The organism is uncultured Arenimonas sp. (genome assembly GCF_963976025.1).
Taxonomy (GTDB): Bacteria; Pseudomonadota; Gammaproteobacteria; order Xanthomonadales; family Xanthomonadaceae; genus Arenimonas.
Window position 1 is genome coordinate 1 of record NZ_CAXBJS010000009.1, and the last position, 14,251, is coordinate 14,251.

Here is a 14,251-nt window from a genome sequence, read left to right on the forward strand (position 1 = left end):
TTCTTGAGGCCGGCGGCCTTGCGCAGGCCTTCTGCCTTGTCGGTCTTCTCCCACGAGAACGCCGTGGCGGTGTGCTTCTTGCCCTTGGCGTCGGTGTAGGTGATCTGCTTGGGCTTGCGGCCGAAGTGGCCGTAGGCCGCGGTGGCGCGGTAGATCGGGTGCAGCAGGTCGAGCATCTTCATGATGCCGTAGGGGCGCAGGTCGAAGTGCTGGCGGATCAGCTTCTCGATCTTCTCGTCGCTGATCTTGCCGGTGCCGAAGGTGGTCGGCTCGGCGACACCAATCGCATAGGACACCTGCACTTCGCACTTGTCGGCCAGGCCGGCGGCGACCACGTTCTTGGCGACGTAACGCGCCGCGTAGGCGGCCGAACGGTCGACCTTGGACGGGTCCTTGCCGCTGAACGCGCCGCCGCCGTGACGGGCCATGCCGCCGTAGGTGTCGACGATGATCTTGCGGCCGGTCAGGCCGGCGTCGCCCACCGGGCCGCCGATCTCGAACTTGCCGGTCGGGTTGATGTGGATCTTCGACTTCGGCAGCGCTTTCAGCCACGCCTTGGGCAGCACCGGCTCGAGGATGTGCTTCATCACGCCCGCCACCAGGTCCTTCTGCTTCACGCCCGGGTCGTGCTGGGTCGAGAGCACCACGGCGTCGAGGCCGACGATCTTGTTGCCGTCGTAGCGCAGGGTCACCTGGCTCTTGGCGTCCGGGCGCAGCCACTTGAGCTTGCCGGACTTGCGCACCTTGGCCTGCTGTTCAACCAGGCGGTGGGCGTAATAGATCGGGGCCGGCATGTATTCCGGCGCCTCGTTGCAGGCGTAGCCGAACATCAGGCCCTGGTCGCCGGCGCCCTGTTCTTCGGGCTTCTTGCGGTCCACGCCCTGGGCGATGTGCGGCGACTGCTTGCCGATCATGTTGACGATGGCGCAGGTGTGGCCGTCGAAGCCGACGTTTGAATTGTCGTAGCCGATGTCGTTGATCACCTTGCGGGTGATCTCCTCGATGTCCACCCAGGCGTTGGTGGTGATCTCGCCAGCGACGATGGCGGCGCCGGTCTTCACCAGGGTTTCGCAGGCAACGCGCGCGTTCGGGTCCTGGGCGAGGATCGCGTCCAGAACCGCGTCGGAAATCTGGTCGGCGACCTTGTCCGGGTGGCCTTCGGAAACCGACTCGGAGGTGAAGAGGTAGCTGGACATTCGGGCTTATATCCTTTGATTGCGATGAAAGGATGGATGAAGGGGCGAAATGATACACGTCCGGGGCCCGGGGTGCATCCTGCCGGCCCGGTCGTTTCCGCAACGTTAAGCCCCGGGCTTGGCCTTGGGAAAGGGTGGGGGTAGGGTCGGGACTGCCACCCCCGGCCACATGAGGAATACCCCGCATGCGAACCCTGTCCCGAACCCTCCGACCCCTGGTCGCCGCCTTTGTCGTCGCTGGCCTCGTTGGCTGTGCCAGCTACGTCAAGCGCGACGAATACGACGCCACCATCGCCGAACTGCGCGCCAACGACGCCCGCCACGACCAGCGCCTGGACCAGATCCAGTCCACGCTGGAGAAGCGCTTCGCCGACTACGACGCCCGCTTCGCCCAGTTCGAAGGCCGCCTGCACGTCGAAACCACCGCCCACTTCGCCTACGGCAAGGCCGAGGTCCGCGAAGCCGACAAGCCGATGCTGGCCGACTTCGCCAAGACCCTGGCCGAACACCACGAGGGCGTCGTGGTGACCGTGGAAGGCTTCACCGACCCGGCCGGCTCGGCCAGCTACAACCAGCGCCTGGGCCAGCGCCGCGCCGACGCGGTGCGCGATTTCCTGGTCAGCCAGGGCCTTGCCGCCGACCAGGTGCGCGCCGTCAGCTATGGCGAGGCGAACAACCGCCAGATCCGCCCCGGTGCCTGGGGTGACGATGGCCTGGCCAACCGCCGCGTTGCGCTGGTTATCGACTTCGTCGAGGCGGTCGCCGCGCGCTGAGGCGTTTCGCCCCGGCAATACCGACAGGCCGGGCCAGGTGCCCGGCCTGTTTGTTTCCGGGGCCTGTCACGGTCCTGACGCCTGCGGGTAACGCCCCTGCAAGCCAGCCGGCCCAAGCTTCGCGGCAATCCCCCGTCCGCGGACGTCGCATGCTTGATCTCGAGCGCCAGATGGCCAAACGCCATCCCCGCTGGTTCCAGGGCCCGCACGCCCGCCTGGTGAAGCCGCTGCTGGGCAAGGTGCAGAAGGTGTCGCGCCTGGCCGAAGCCAGCGACTTCCTGGAAACCCACGGCCACCTGCGCGGCCTGGCCTTCGTCGAAGCCGCGCTGCGCTACCTGGACGTGCGCTACACCGTCGACCAGGTCGAGCGCGAACGCATCCCGGAAACCGGCCGCCTGCTGGTGGTCGCCAACCATCCCAGCGGCGCGCTCGACGCCCTGGCGCTGCTGCACCTGGTCGGCAGCGTGCGCCGCGACGTACGCGTGGTCGCCAACGACCTGCTGGGCGCGGTGTCGCCGCTGCGCGACCTGCTGCTGCCGGTGCGCATCGTCGGCGGCCGGCCCACGGCCGAATCGCTGCGCGCGGTGGAAGCGGCGCTGGAACAGGAACAGTGCGTCATCGTCTTCCCCGCCGGCGAAGTCTCGCGCCTGGGCTGGCGCGGCGTGCGCGACGGCCGCTGGCGCCGGGGTTTCCTTCGTTTCGCCCGCAGCACCAACACGCCGGTGCTGCCGGTGCAGGTGCAGGCGCGCAACTCGGCGCTCTTCTACGGCGTCTCCGCCCTGTACCGGCCCGCCGGCATGCTGCTGCTGGCGCGCGAGGTTTTCGCCCGGCGCGGCAGCCGCATCGGCCTGCGTTTTGGCCACGCCCGGCAGATCGCCGCCGACGAAACCGATTCGCGGGCACTGTCGGCGGTGCGTCAGGCGCTTGGGGCCATAGGTTCCCGGCGCGAGGCCAAACCGCAGGGCCCGCAGCCGCTGGCGCATGCCGTTGACCGCCGCCTGCTGGTGCGCGAACTCTCGCGCCTGCCGCTGCTGGGCCGCACGCCCGACGGCAAGCGCATCCACGCCGGTCCGCTGGCGGCCGACTCGCCGCTGCTGCGCGAAATCGGCCGCCTGCGCGAGCTCACCTTCCGCGCCGCGGGCGAGGGCACCGGCCAGCGCCTGGACCTGGACGCCTACGACACCTGGTACGACCACATCGTGCTCTGGGACGGCGAGGCGCTGGAAATCGCCGGCGGCTATCGGGTTGCGCCCTGCGAACGGGTGTTCGCCGAACGTGGGCTGGCGGGCCTGTACAGCGCATCGTTGTTCACCTACCCCTGCCACCTGCTGCCGCGGCTGATGCAAAGCGTGGAACTGGGCCGCAGCTTCGTGGCGCCGGCCTACCAGGGCAGCCGCAGCCTGGACTACCTGTGGCTGGGCATCGGCGCCTACCTGCGCCACCAACCCGGCGCGCGTTACCTGTTCGGCCCGGTGTCGATCAGCGCCGACCTGCCGCTGGCGGCGCGCGAACAGATGGTCGCCTACTACACGCGCTACTACGGCGATGCCGGCGACGGCGTGGCGGCGAACCGGCCCTTCCGTTTCCTGGCCGCGCCGCCGGACTTCGGCGACCTCGGCGCCGACGACGCCTTCCGCGTGCTCAAGGCCAACCTGGGTTCACTGGGCACGCGCGTGCCGACGCTCTACAAGCAATACACCGAACTGTGCGAACCCGGCGGTGCACGTTTCCTGGCCTTCGGCGTCGATCCGGACTTCAACCACTCGGTGGACGGTCTGATCGAACTGGACCTGGCGCGGGTGCGGCCGCGCAAGCGCGAGCGTTACCTCCAGGCGCCGGTCCAGCGTGCCGCCGCCGGGCCGGAGGCCGCGTGAAGGTGTTGACGGCCCCGCGCCACCGGGCCGTCTTCATCTCCGACGTGCACCTGGGTTCGGCGCACTGCCACGCCGCCGAGCTGGCCGAGTTCCTGGAAAACCTGCGCACGCGCCGCCTGTACCTGGTCGGCGACATCATCGACCTGTGGTGGATGGCCGAGCGCCGCGCGGCCTGGGGCCCGGACCAGCGCCGCGTCATCGACGCCCTGCAGGCCCTTGCGCGGGCCGGTACCGAACTGGTGTACGTGCCGGGCAACCACGACCGCCCCGTGCGCAACTTCTGCGGCTTGGTACTTCCGAACATGCGCCTGCGCCGGCGCGCCATCCACGTCACCGCCGACGGCCGCCGCCTGCTGGTCACCCATGGCGACGACTACGATGCGCTCACCCAGTTCGGCAACCTGCAGGAACGTTTCGGCGACTGGTTGTACGAACGCATCCTGGCCGGCAACCGCCTCACCAACCGCGTGCGCCGGCGACTGGGCCTGCGCTACTGGTCCCTGGCCGATTTCCTGAAGTCGCGCAGCGGCGCCGCCGAACGTTACATCGCCCGCTTCGTGCAGGCCGGCCTGGACGATGCCGGCCGCCGCGGCCTGGACGGCATCGTCTGCGGGCACATCCACCGCGCCGGCCTGTTCGAAGCCGACGGCCTGGTCTACGCCAACGACGGCGACTGGGTCGAAAGCCTCACGGCGCTGGCCGAAGAGCCCGACGGCAGCCTGGTGCTGCTGCGCCACGACGGCGGCGAGCTGGTGCGGCTGCCCTCGCCGGTGGACCGGGTTGCCCAGGTGCCGCAGCGGACCGGCCTGGCAGCCTGAGCAACGGCTCACGGGGTTTGCACGCCGCCAGCGGTTAGCATCCGGCCATGGATTCCCTTACCCAGATCGTCCTGGGCGCCGCAGTCGCGGGCGCCATCGCCCCGGCACGGCACCGCCGCGCCGCGCTGGCCGCCGGCGCGGGGCTGGGCACCCTGCCGGACCTGGACTCGCTGCCGATGTGGTTCATGGGCCTGGACCCGGTGACCAACATGACCTGGCACCGTGGGCCATCACATTCGCTGCTGGTGCTGCTGCCGCTGGCGGCGCTGCTGTGGTGGCTGTTCAAGCGAACGGGCGGGCGCGTGGCCGAAGCGCCGAAACGCTGGTTCTGGGCGATCACGCTGGCGCTGGTGACGCACCCGCTGCTCGATGCCTTCACCGTGTACGGCACCCAGCTCTGGTGGCCGTTGCCACCGTCACCGGCGATGTGGTCGAGCCTGTTCATCATCGACCCGCTGTATACGCTGCCGCTGTTGTTGGGCTGTCTGGTCGCGCTGGTTCGCGCGTGGAGGCCGTCGGCGCAGAGGGCGCTGGTGCTCGGGCTGGCGCTGAGCAGCGTGTACCTGGGCTGGTCGCTGCTGGCCAAGGCCATGGTCGACCGGGTCGCCGAACGAACGCTGGCGGCCCAGGGCCTGCAGGACGCGCCGCGGTTTTCGGTGCCGATGCCCTTCAATACGCTGCTCTGGCGCGTGGTGGTGATGACGCCGCATGGCTTCCTGGAAGGCGAGCGTTCGCTGGTCGCGGACGAGGGGCCGATGGTGTTCCGGGCCTACGCCTCGGACACGCGGGCGCTGGAAGAAGCGAAGGCGCTGCCGGTGGTCGATCGCCTGCTGTGGTTCAACCAGGGTTTCATGAAGGCGGAAATCCGCGACGAGCGATTGGTGCTTTCCGACCTGCGCATGGGCGCCGAGCCCGACTACAGCTTCCGCTTCGTGGTGGCCGAACGCACCGGCGACGGCTGGCGGGCCTACGGGCCCGAGCAGGCGCAGTGGCCCTGGGAGGCCGGGCGGCGCTTGTCGGCGATGTGGGACCGCATCTGGGCCCGGCCGCCGGAGGAGCTGCAGGTCATCGCAGCTGGCGCCGGGATGGTGCCGCCTCAGGCTGCGGCCGCGAACTCCGGCGAGACACCGGCCACCAGCGCGTCGAAATAATCGCGGGTCAGGCGCCGCTGGTCGGCGGCCGTGGTGGCGCGGTTTACCACGCCGCGGAAGGCGGCGTTCTCAGGACGGTCCTTCGCGTACCAGCCCAGGTGCTTGCGGGCGATGCGCACGCCGGATTCTTCGCCGTAGAAAGCGTGCAGGTGGTCCAGGTGGGCGAGCAGGATGTCGCGAACTTCGGCCACGCCCGGCTCGGGCAAGGTTTCGCCGGTGGCCAGGTAATGCGCCACTTCGCGGAAGATCCAGGGCCGGCCCTGCGCCGCACGGCCGATCATCACCGCGTCGGCGCCGGTGTGCCGCAGCACGAAGGCGGCCTTGGCCGGCGAATCAATGTCGCCGTTGGCCAGCACCGGGATCCGCAGCACGGCCTTCACCGCGGCGATGGTGTCGTATTCGGCAACGCCGGTGTACTGCTGGTCGCGGGTGCGGCCGTGCACGGCCAGTGCGGCGATGCCGCTGTCCTGGGCGATGCGGGCGATGGCCAGCGCGTTTTTCTGGTCGGCGGCCCAGCCGGTGCGGATCTTCAGCGTCACCGGCACGTCCACCGCGGCGACCACCGCCGACAGGATGCGACCCACCAGCGCCTCGTCGCGCATCAGCGCCGAACCGGCCCAGGCGTTGCAGACCTTCTTGGCCGGGCAGCCCATGTTGATGTCGATGATCTGCGCGCCGTTGTCCACGTTGTGGCGCGCGGCGTCGGCCATCACCTCCGGCACCGTGCCGGCGATCTGCACGCTGATCGGATCCGGTTCGCCGGCGTGGTCCGTGCGGTGCAGCGACTTGGCCGTTTTCCACAGGCGCGGGTCGGACGTCGTCATTTCCGACACGCACAGTCCTGCGCCCAGCTGCTTGCAAAGCATCCGGAACGGCTTGTCGGTGACGCCGGCCATGGGGGCCAGCACCACGCGGGGATCAATGGCGTAGGGGCCGATGTGCATGGGGCGGCATTCTAGCCGCCCGCCGCAGGGCTTGCTCAGCCGGCCAGCTCGCCGCGGCGGGGCATGGCCAGGGCGGCGCCGTGGCGTTCGGTGGAACGGGCGGCGTAACGGCTGGCGAAACTCACGCTGTCGCGGAAAGGCGCGTCCGGACTTGCCGCCAGCGCCGCCGCCAGCGCGCCGCTGAAGGCGTCGCCGGCGCCGGTGGTGTCCACCGGCGTGGCCGGGTGGGCCGGCGCGCGGTAGGCATCGTCGTGGTCGCCTCGGTGTTTGCCCGACGCATGCGAAACGAAGGCGCCGTGTCCGCCCAGGGTGATTACCCAGGTGGCGGGCTGAAGGGACTGGCACAAGGCGTGCAATTCGTCGTCGGCCAGGGTGTGCAGCGTGTCGGCGTCCACGGTATTGCCCGCGTGGCGGGAAAGCAGCGCGGCGAACTCGGTTTCGTTCGGGGTAAGGATGTCGGCCAGCGCGAGCAGCTGCGGCGACGTCGGCGCATTGGCCGGCGCCGGGTTCAGCAGCGTGGTGGCGCCGCACTCGCGTGCCAGCGCGAGCGCAGCGAGCACGGCCTCCGGCGCTACTTCCAGCTGGGCCAGCACGACGTCGGCACCGGCAAACGCGGGGCGCGCCGCGCGCACATAGGCCGGCGACAGCGCCCCGTTGGCCCCGGGCGCGACGGTGATGACGTTGCGGCCCGCGGCGTCCACGAAAATCCCGGCCGTGCCCGAGGGCAGGGCCGGGTGGACCTCGGCAAGCAGTTCGATGGCCTCGGCGTCGGCGAGGCCACGGGCGGTGGCAGCCGCGGGGTCGTCGCCCAGGGCTGTCAGGAAACCCGTGCGGGCGCCGGCGCGGGATGCCGCGACGGCCTGGTTGAAGCCCTTGCCGCCGGGCCCGCTGGCGTAGGTGCCCAGGCGCGTTGCTCCGGGCGCGGGCAGCTCATCGCTGGTCCAGACGTGGTCCTGGTTGTACGAACCGACCACCAGCACCACGCCCGGCATGGCTCAGGCACCCAGCGAGGTCAGCACGCCGGCGATGGTGGCGGTCATGAAGGTGGCGAGCGTGCCGCCCAGCACGGCGCGCAGGCCGAAACGGGCCAGGTCCTGGCGGCGTTCCGGGGCCAGGCCGCCGATGCCGCCGATCTGGATGGCGATCGAGCTGAAGTTGGCGAAGCCGCAAAGCGCATACGTCGCGATCAGCCGGCCCTTTTCGGTCAGCTCGACGCCTTCGACGCGGCCATTCACGATTTCAGCCAGCTGCAGGTAGGCCACGAATTCGTTGATGACGATCTTCTGGCCGATCAGCGAACCCACCGTGGTGGCGTCCTGCCAGGGCACGCCGATCACCCAGGCGATGGGCGCCAGCAGGTAGCCGAAGATGGTGGACAGGTCGGTGGGCTTGCCCAGCGCGGCGGCGGCGCCGGTGACGTCGCCCAGCCAGGTCAGGGGCGCGTTGATCAGCGCGATCAGGGCAATGAAGGCCAGCAGCATCGCGCCGATGTTCAGCGCCAGGCGCAGGCCGTCGGCGGCACCGGCGGCGGCGGCGTCGATGACGTTGCTGGTGGTCTTCTCGACCTCCATGCGCACCGTGCCGCGGGTGAGCGGGTTACCGGTTTCCGGGATCAGCAGCTTGGCGATCACCAGCGTCGCCGGCGCGGCCATGATGGATGCCGCCAGCAGGTGCTTGGCGTAGAACGCACCCTGCTCGGGATCGCCGGCGCCCAGCATGCCGACGTATGCGGCCAGCACGCCGCCGGCGATATGCGCCATGCCGCCGATCATCATCGTGATCAGTTCGGACTCGGTCATGCGGCCGATGTAGGGGCGCACGGTCAGCGGCGCCTCGGTCTGGCCGATGAAGACGCTGGCGCAGACGCTGGTGGTTTCGGCGCCGGAAACCTTCATCACCTTGGTGATGGCCGACGCCATGATGCGCACGATGAACTGCATCACCCCCAGGTGGTACATCACGCCCATCAGCGCGGCGAAGAAGATGATGGTCGGCAAAACCTGGAAGGCAAAGATGAACCCGTAGGTCTCGGTGTCCATCAGGCTGCCGAAGATGAAGGTCGAGCCGGCCTGCACGAACTCCAGGATCTTCACGAAGCCGTGGCCCAGCCAGTCGAAGACCTCGCGGCCGCCGGGCACCAGCAGCACCAGCGCGGCGAAGGCGATCTGCAGGGTGATGCCGGTAAGCACCAGGCGCCAGTCCACGGCCCGCTTGTTGTTGGAGAAGAGCCAGGCGATGCCGATAAGGACCGACAGCCCGAACAGGCCAAAGAAGATGCTGGAAACCATGGGAGGCAAGACCGCGGAAGGATGCGGCAGGGTAGTTCACGCCCCCCGCCCGGGCAAGGCGGACTTACTCGCCGTCGCGGGCCACCACGCGGTTGCGGCCTGCGGCCTTGGCGGCGCGAAGGCGCTCGTCGGCCCGTTTCATCAGGCCCGACAGGTCGTTGGCGTCCTGCGGGCAGCAGGCCAGGCCGGCGCTGAGGGTCAGCCGGCGCGGCTCGACATCGGGTTCGGGCATGAAGGGCGCGGCCTCGAGCTTGCGCCGCAGGACTTCCATGCGCTCCCAGGCGGCGCCCACCGGCAGGGGCAGCAGCAGCACGAACTCCTCGCCGCCGACCCGGATCATCGGTTCCTCCCGGCCCAGTTCGCGCCGGATCACCGCCACCGCGTGGCGCAGCGCGCGGTCGCCGGCCAGGTGGCCCAGTTCGGCGTTGATGTGGCGGAAGTTGTCCAGGTCGACCAGGGCCAGGCTCAGGGTGCGGCCCTCGCGGCGCGCGGACTCGACCTTGGTGGGCACCTGGGAATTGAGGAAGCTGCGGTTGGGCAGGCCGGTCAGGCCGTCGGTGGACGACCACTGGGTAAGGCGCTGGGCGCGGAACACGATGACCGCCGCGACCAGGGTCGCCACCGCCAGCAGCATCAGTCGCTGCAGCTGGGTGGACGTGGACACGCTGCCGTACTCGGCCGACACCAGCGGTTCGTCGGCAGTGGCCACCACCCACAGCCACAGCAGTGCCGACTGCAGCAAGGCCAGCAGGCCGGCGACCAGGGTCACCCGCAGGTCGTGGCGCATGGCGGTGGCGAAGATCGCCAGCAGATAACACGACCACACGACGGTGCTGTTCAATGTCGCCACCGGCGAACCCCACAGGCCAAGCAGCGCAAGTACGCCGCTGACCAGGGTCACGTCGAAGCAGGAAGAGAACATCGGCAGCCAGTCCAGCCGGCGGCTGCGCAGGGCCAGCCGCAGCCAGGCCACCGACAGCAGCAGAACGCCCACGGCGCCGGCCAGGCCGGCCAGCGATTCGTCGAGCGAGCCCCCGGCGAGCCAGTTCAGGGCGGGCAGCAGCATCAGCAGGCAGGCAACGAACACGCGCAGGCGCGCGACCAGAAGTTCGCCGCCGGCGCCGATTTCGAGGAGGAGGTCGTCGGGACGCTCGCGCAGGGCGCTGGCGAGGTCTTCGAGGGTTTCGCGCAGGGTACTCACGCCGGGGGTCGTGGCCTGTTCGGGGTCGGCACCAGCATACCCGCGGGCCTGCCCGGCCGTCTGCCACCCCCAGCGCTCAGCCGGGCAGGCCGGTGAAGGCGACCCACAGGCCCAGGCCTGCGAACAGCGCAGCCGCGGCATAACGTGCGGCCTTGAGCGGCAGCTTCGCGGCGAAACGAGAGCCCAGCAGCACCACCGGCACATTGGCCAGCGCCATGCCCAGCGTCGTGCCCGCCACCACCTGCCACAGCGGGTCGTACTGGGCCGCCAGCACCACGGTGGCGACCTGGGTCTTGTCGCCCATCTCCACGATGAAGAAGGCGACCAGGGTGGCCAGGAAGGGGCCGAAGCGCGGCGCCTTGGCTTCGTCTTCGTCGAGTTTGTCGGGCACCAGGGCCCAGGCGGCCACGGCCAGGAAGGACAGCGCCACGCCCCAGCGCAGCCACTGCGGGTCGACCCAGCCCGACACTATCGCGCCCAGCCAGCCGGCCAGCGCGTGGTTGAGGACAGTGGCCACCAGGATGCCGGCCACGATGGGCCAGGGCTTGCGGTAGCGGGCCGCCAGCACCAGGGCAAGCAATTGGGTCTTGTCGCCGATTTCGGCGATGGCGACGGCGAGGGTCGAAACGAACAAAGCGTCCAAGGAAATCTCCGGGGCCGGGTGTGGGGCAAGGGAAGGCCGGCGCGCCGCCACCCGGCCAGGGTGCGGAACACCAGCCTTCGGTCTTGCCCGCAAGGCCTGCGCCTTGCCCGCGCACCATGGCTGCTGCCAAGTGTGTTGACGCGCGGAAGCCCCGTGGGGGCTGGGCTACTCCCCGAAGACAGGGAAAGCGGGGGCGATTATAGCGCCTTGGGGGCCGTGCAGAAATCCGTCGCGCTCAGGGCCGGCTGGCGGTAGGGGCCGCGGGCGGAAAGTTCGGGCGTGGCGTAGCTGCGGCCGCCGAAGCGTTCGCGATGCAAACGCTGGGCTTCGGCCTGCAGGCGCTGGCGTTCTTCGGCGCCCAGGCCCATGTCGAAGCTTTCGGAAAGCCGGCGCTGCCCGCCGGAGAGGTGACCGGACAGCTGCAGGTACAGGTAGGCGAGGCGCGGGTCATCCGGCACCAGGCCATTGGCGAAGTCGCCGTCGTCGAGGTAGGCGCGGCCCAGTGCATGGGCGGCGCCGGGGTGGCCGGCTTCGAAGGCGGCGTGCAGGTGGCGGGCGGCGTTGCGGCGCCAGGCGTCGAAGTGCGGGTGCTGGAAGATGCCGCGTTCATTGCGGAACTCGTGGCCCAGCTCAAAGTAGAGCAGCGCCGACGGCGCGTGGCCGGCCGCGGCGGCGGGGCCCAGCAGGGCCAGCGAGCCGACCGACTCGATCGGCGGCGCGTCGCCGCAGGCCTTTTTCTGGGCGATGCGCAGCAGGGTGGCTTCGGCGGCTTGATTGGCTTCTTCCAGTTGGCCCTGGGATTCGAGCCGCAGTTCACGCGAACGGTTGCCGCGCTCGGGCTGCCAGCGCTGCAGGAAACCACAGCGCAGGCGTTCGACCACCAGCTGGCAGCTGGCTTCGGCATGGCCGCCCGCGGCGAGCCGTTCGAGTTCAGCCAGGCGCTGGGACAGGGGCAGGGTTTCGGCGGGCAGCGGCTCGCCGGCCAGGGCCTTGCTGCCGGCAGGGGCTGGCGAAGGGTCGGGTTCCGCGGACAGCGGCGTCGTGTCCGCGGCTGCGGTGGTTGCCGCGGGGAACGGCTGCGCGCCGTCGGAGCCCAGGCCGTCGGGGCGAAGCCACCAGGCGCCGGACATCACCAGCGCCAGCATGACAATCAGGAAAGGCAGTCGACGCTTCATGGCGTGGCTTCCCTGACCGGGACGCTGCAGTTTGCGCCGTGCGCGCGCATCAAGGGGTAGCCGGACTCAGACTCGGATTCAAGCGCCGAGAAATCGAAGGTCTGGCCGCGGAAATGGTCCTGGTGCCAGCGTTCGGCCTGCTGTTGGGCCTGCTCGCGTACCGTTTCGTTCGCTCTGGAGCGAATCTGCGTGCGCATCATTTCCAACAGAGGCGTTTCCTCATTGAGAAGCAGGAAGAGTTCGCCGTAGGCCTGGTCCTGCACCGGATCACCTTGCAGCAGGTTCGCCAACGGGCCACCCAGGCCGGGTTCATTGGCAAGCATCCGGTAGATCACCGCTTCCGGGTAGCCGGCTTCAAGCAAGGACTGCAGCATCCCAGGTGCTTCGCGTCGCCAGGTGTCAAAGCCGGGGGATCGCAAATAGTCGAAGCTGGCACCGTGCAAGCCGAATCCTTCTCCCATCGCGTACCGCAGCATGGCTTCGGGCTCACCGGCGTGTGCAGCCTGGCGCAGCAGGTCCAAATGTCGGTCGAGGTGCTGCCCCACCAGTTCTTCGCATCGGGGTGTGGTGACGGATTCGGTGTCGCGTAGGTGGCGGCGCAGGGTCTGGCCGGCCCGGCACTGAATCAGCTCCGCCGCCAGCTGGCACGCGGCGATGGCATCGCCGGCACCGGCCTTGGCGGCGAGTTCGTTGATGGTGCCGGGCGGTGGCAGGGCGCGCGGAGGCGTGGAGGTGTCGAGCGGTGCCAGCACGGGGGTCGCGTCATGCGAGTCAGTCGTGCCGCGGCCCTGCAAAATTTGTTCTGCCGGTTCGGGGGTTGGCGTCGGACCATCGTCCACGGACGGCCGTTTTTGGGAAAACCAAACGACAGCGCCGGCAAGCACCAGGGCCATGATCGGGGCCAGCCAGGCCCATCGGGAACGTCGCATTCAGTCGCCAGCTTGCGGGGGGAAGGTCATTGAACCCCGCCCCCGCGGCTGGCGGCAAGTCGGGCGCCTTTAGTCCACGCGCTGCCCACGCGTTGCGATGCGCGTCACCACGCCATCGGCGAACACCACGGCGGTGTCGTTGGCGGGTGGTGCAGGCGGCGCTGGCGGTGCAGGCGGCGTCGGAGGCGTGGGTGCGCCGCGCGGGGTCGGCGGCGTGGGTGGCACCGGGGGCGTCGGGGGCACGGGCGGAGCCGGCGGCGCGAACCACTTCATGGTCGGTGCTTCGGGCACGGTCACCTGCACGGTGCGCGACTTGCGGTCGCGCAGCAGCTGCACCTGCAGCTTTTCGCCGGCGTCCTGGTCGCGCAGGGCGCGCATGGCGTCGCGCGGGGTGTCCACCTCGGTGCTGCCGATGCGCTGGATGACGTCGCCGGGCTCAAGCGATTCCAGGCCCTGGCCGCCGCTGAGCACCAGCACGCCGCGGTCGGTGCCGAAATAGCGTCCAAGTTTCGCGTCGACCGAGGCCAGGTTCAGCCCGTTCCAGCGGAAGGCCTGGGCCAGCACCGGCAAGGCGCAGTCCTCGTCGCCCGGCGCGCAGGGCGTGGCGGCGATGCGGGCGATTTCCATCTCGATGCCGGGGTGGATAAGCGGCTGGGCGCGCAGCTGCGCGAGCTCGCGCATTTCCATGGCCTTCTCGAATTCCTCGCCAAAGTGGAATTCGAAATCCTCGCCGCCGGTGAACATCATCACCCGCGCCGCGTCGCCCGCGGTCACCGTGGCGGTAGCGGGCTTGCCGTCGCGGCGGTAGCCCAGGCGGACCTTCTGGTCCATTTCCAGCTTGCCCAGAAGCTCGCGCGCCTGATCAACGGCGGCCTCGCCTTTGGCGCTGATGGTCTTGCCGTCGATGCTCTCGAGCTGGTCGCCGCTGCGCAGGCCGGCCTTGGCCGCGGGGCCTTCCGGGGTGACGGCGGCGATGCGCACGCCGGCGACGCCGGGTTCGGCGCCCATGACGATGCCCAGGCGGGCACGTCGTGCTTCGCTGCGGATGCGTTCGACGTCCACGATTCGGGCGTGGTGTTCGCCGCGGCTGAGTTCGGCGACACGTTTGGCGGCGGCCTGGAGTTCGGCGCGGGCGCTTTCGAGTTCGGCGCGCCGGGCGGCTTCGGCCGCGTCGGTTTCAGGGCTGGCGTGGGCGGTGGCCGCGAAGGCGGCGGCGACCAGCAGGGAAAGAAGGCGGAGTTTCATGTCAGTTTCCTCGG

13 protein-coding genes and 1 riboswitch are annotated in these 14,251 nt (G+C 69.9%); of the genes, 4 read left to right on the forward strand and 9 right to left on the reverse strand.

Going from position 1 to position 14,251, the window contains the following annotated elements; translation table 11 throughout:
• The coding region (gene metK / locus AACZ35_RS01335) for a methionine adenosyltransferase (protein WP_339825134.1) at nt 1–1,196 on the reverse strand (1,196 nt) is incomplete at its 3' end.
• A 185-nt stretch (nt 1,197–1,381) separates the two neighbouring features.
• On the opposite strand from metK, the gene AACZ35_RS01340 reads away from it, so the two are divergent.
• The 4 genes from AACZ35_RS01340 (at nt 1,382) to AACZ35_RS01355 (ending at nt 5,812) form a co-directional block, all read left to right on the forward strand.
• Nucleotides 1,382–1,969 (forward strand): OmpA family protein, encoded by a 588-nt coding sequence (locus AACZ35_RS01340; protein WP_339825136.1) that lies wholly within the window; start codon nt 1,382–1,384, stop codon nt 1,967–1,969.
• A gap of 149 nt (nt 1,970–2,118) precedes the next feature.
• Nucleotides 2,119–3,843 carry a lysophospholipid acyltransferase family protein gene (locus AACZ35_RS01345; RefSeq protein ID WP_339825138.1) on the forward strand — a complete coding sequence of 575 codons (1,725 nt, stop codon included), beginning with the start codon at nt 2,119–2,121 and terminating at the stop codon, nt 3,841–3,843.
• On the forward strand, nt 3,840–4,661 hold the full coding sequence (locus tag AACZ35_RS01350) for a UDP-2,3-diacylglucosamine diphosphatase (RefSeq protein ID WP_339825140.1): 822 nt from the start codon (nt 3,840–3,842) through the stop codon (nt 4,659–4,661). The genes AACZ35_RS01345 and AACZ35_RS01350 overlap by 4 nt, the downstream gene beginning before the upstream one ends.
• Before the next feature lie 47 nt (nt 4,662–4,708).
• Nucleotides 4,709–5,812 carry a metal-dependent hydrolase gene (locus AACZ35_RS01355; protein WP_339825142.1) on the forward strand — a complete coding sequence of 368 codons (1,104 nt, stop codon included), beginning with the start codon at nt 4,709–4,711 and terminating at the stop codon, nt 5,810–5,812.
• On the opposite strand, the gene dusB is transcribed toward AACZ35_RS01355, so the two are convergent.
• The 8 genes from dusB to AACZ35_RS01395 all read right to left on the reverse strand — a co-directional run bounded on the left by dusB (nt 5,758) and on the right by AACZ35_RS01395 (nt 14,237).
• On the reverse strand, nt 5,758–6,756 hold the full coding sequence (gene dusB / locus AACZ35_RS01360; protein WP_339825144.1) for a tRNA dihydrouridine synthase DusB: 999 nt from the start codon (nt 6,754–6,756) through the stop codon (nt 5,758–5,760). The genes AACZ35_RS01355 and dusB overlap by 55 nt on opposite strands.
• A gap of 35 nt (nt 6,757–6,791) precedes the next feature.
• On the reverse strand, nt 6,792–7,748 hold the full coding sequence (locus AACZ35_RS01365; RefSeq protein ID WP_339825146.1) for a ribokinase: 957 nt from the start codon (nt 7,746–7,748) through the stop codon (nt 6,792–6,794).
• A 3-nt stretch (nt 7,749–7,751) separates the two neighbouring features.
• Entirely contained in the window at nt 7,752–9,044 is a 1,293-nt protein-coding gene (locus tag AACZ35_RS01370) for a nucleoside transporter C-terminal domain-containing protein (protein ID WP_339825148.1), read from the reverse strand.
• Between the two features lie 64 nt (nt 9,045–9,108).
• Complete coding sequence (locus tag AACZ35_RS01375; protein WP_339825150.1) at nt 9,109–10,245, reverse strand: GGDEF domain-containing protein; 1,137 nt, start codon at nt 10,243–10,245, stop codon at nt 9,109–9,111.
• 76 nt (nt 10,246–10,321) lie between these two features.
• On the reverse strand, nt 10,322–10,888 hold the full coding sequence (locus AACZ35_RS01380) for a TMEM165/GDT1 family protein (RefSeq protein WP_339825152.1): 567 nt from the start codon (nt 10,886–10,888) through the stop codon (nt 10,322–10,324).
• Between the two features lie 89 nt (nt 10,889–10,977).
• Nucleotides 10,978–11,074: riboswitch (yybP-ykoY riboswitch) on the reverse strand.
• Nucleotides 11,075–11,085: 11 nt separating this feature from the next.
• Nucleotides 11,086–12,063, reverse strand: coding sequence for a hypothetical protein (locus AACZ35_RS01385; protein WP_339825154.1), 978 nt, complete (start codon nt 12,061–12,063; stop codon nt 11,086–11,088).
• Complete coding sequence (locus AACZ35_RS01390) at nt 12,060–12,956, reverse strand: hypothetical protein (RefSeq protein ID WP_339825156.1); 897 nt, start codon at nt 12,954–12,956, stop codon at nt 12,060–12,062. Before AACZ35_RS01390 ends, AACZ35_RS01385 begins: the two co-directional genes overlap by 4 nt.
• 105 nt (nt 12,957–13,061) lie before the next feature.
• Entirely contained in the window at nt 13,062–14,237 is a 1,176-nt protein-coding gene (locus AACZ35_RS01395) for a PDZ domain-containing protein (protein WP_339825159.1), read from the reverse strand.
• Nucleotides 14,238–14,251 lie beyond the last annotated feature (14 nt).

Bases quoted from the DNA above. Each gene is read 5' to 3' on its own strand.
- AACZ35_RS01340 (WP_339825136.1), top strand. From the start codon at position 1,382: ATGCGAACCCTGTCCCGAACCCTCCGACCCCTGGTCGCCGCCTTTGTC.
- AACZ35_RS01345 (WP_339825138.1), top strand. From the start codon at position 2,119: ATGCTTGATCTCGAGCGCCAGATGGCCAAACGCCATCCCCGCTGGTTC.
- AACZ35_RS01355 (WP_339825142.1), top strand. From the start codon at position 4,709: ATGGATTCCCTTACCCAGATCGTCCTGGGCGCCGCAGTCGCGGGCGCC.
- dusB (WP_339825144.1), bottom strand. From the start codon at position 6,756: ATGCACATCGGCCCCTACGCCATTGATCCCCGCGTGGTGCTGGCCCCC.
- AACZ35_RS01365 (WP_339825146.1), bottom strand. From the start codon at position 7,748: ATGCCGGGCGTGGTGCTGGTGGTCGGTTCGTACAACCAGGACCACGTC.
- AACZ35_RS01370 (WP_339825148.1), bottom strand. From the start codon at position 9,044: ATGGTTTCCAGCATCTTCTTTGGCCTGTTCGGGCTGTCGGTCCTTATC.
- AACZ35_RS01385 (WP_339825154.1), bottom strand. From the start codon at position 12,063: ATGAAGCGTCGACTGCCTTTCCTGATTGTCATGCTGGCGCTGGTGATG.
- AACZ35_RS01390 (WP_339825156.1), bottom strand. From the start codon at position 12,956: ATGGCCCTGGTGCTTGCCGGCGCTGTCGTTTGGTTTTCCCAAAAACGG.
- AACZ35_RS01395 (WP_339825159.1), bottom strand. From the start codon at position 14,237: ATGAAACTCCGCCTTCTTTCCCTGCTGGTCGCCGCCGCCTTCGCGGCC.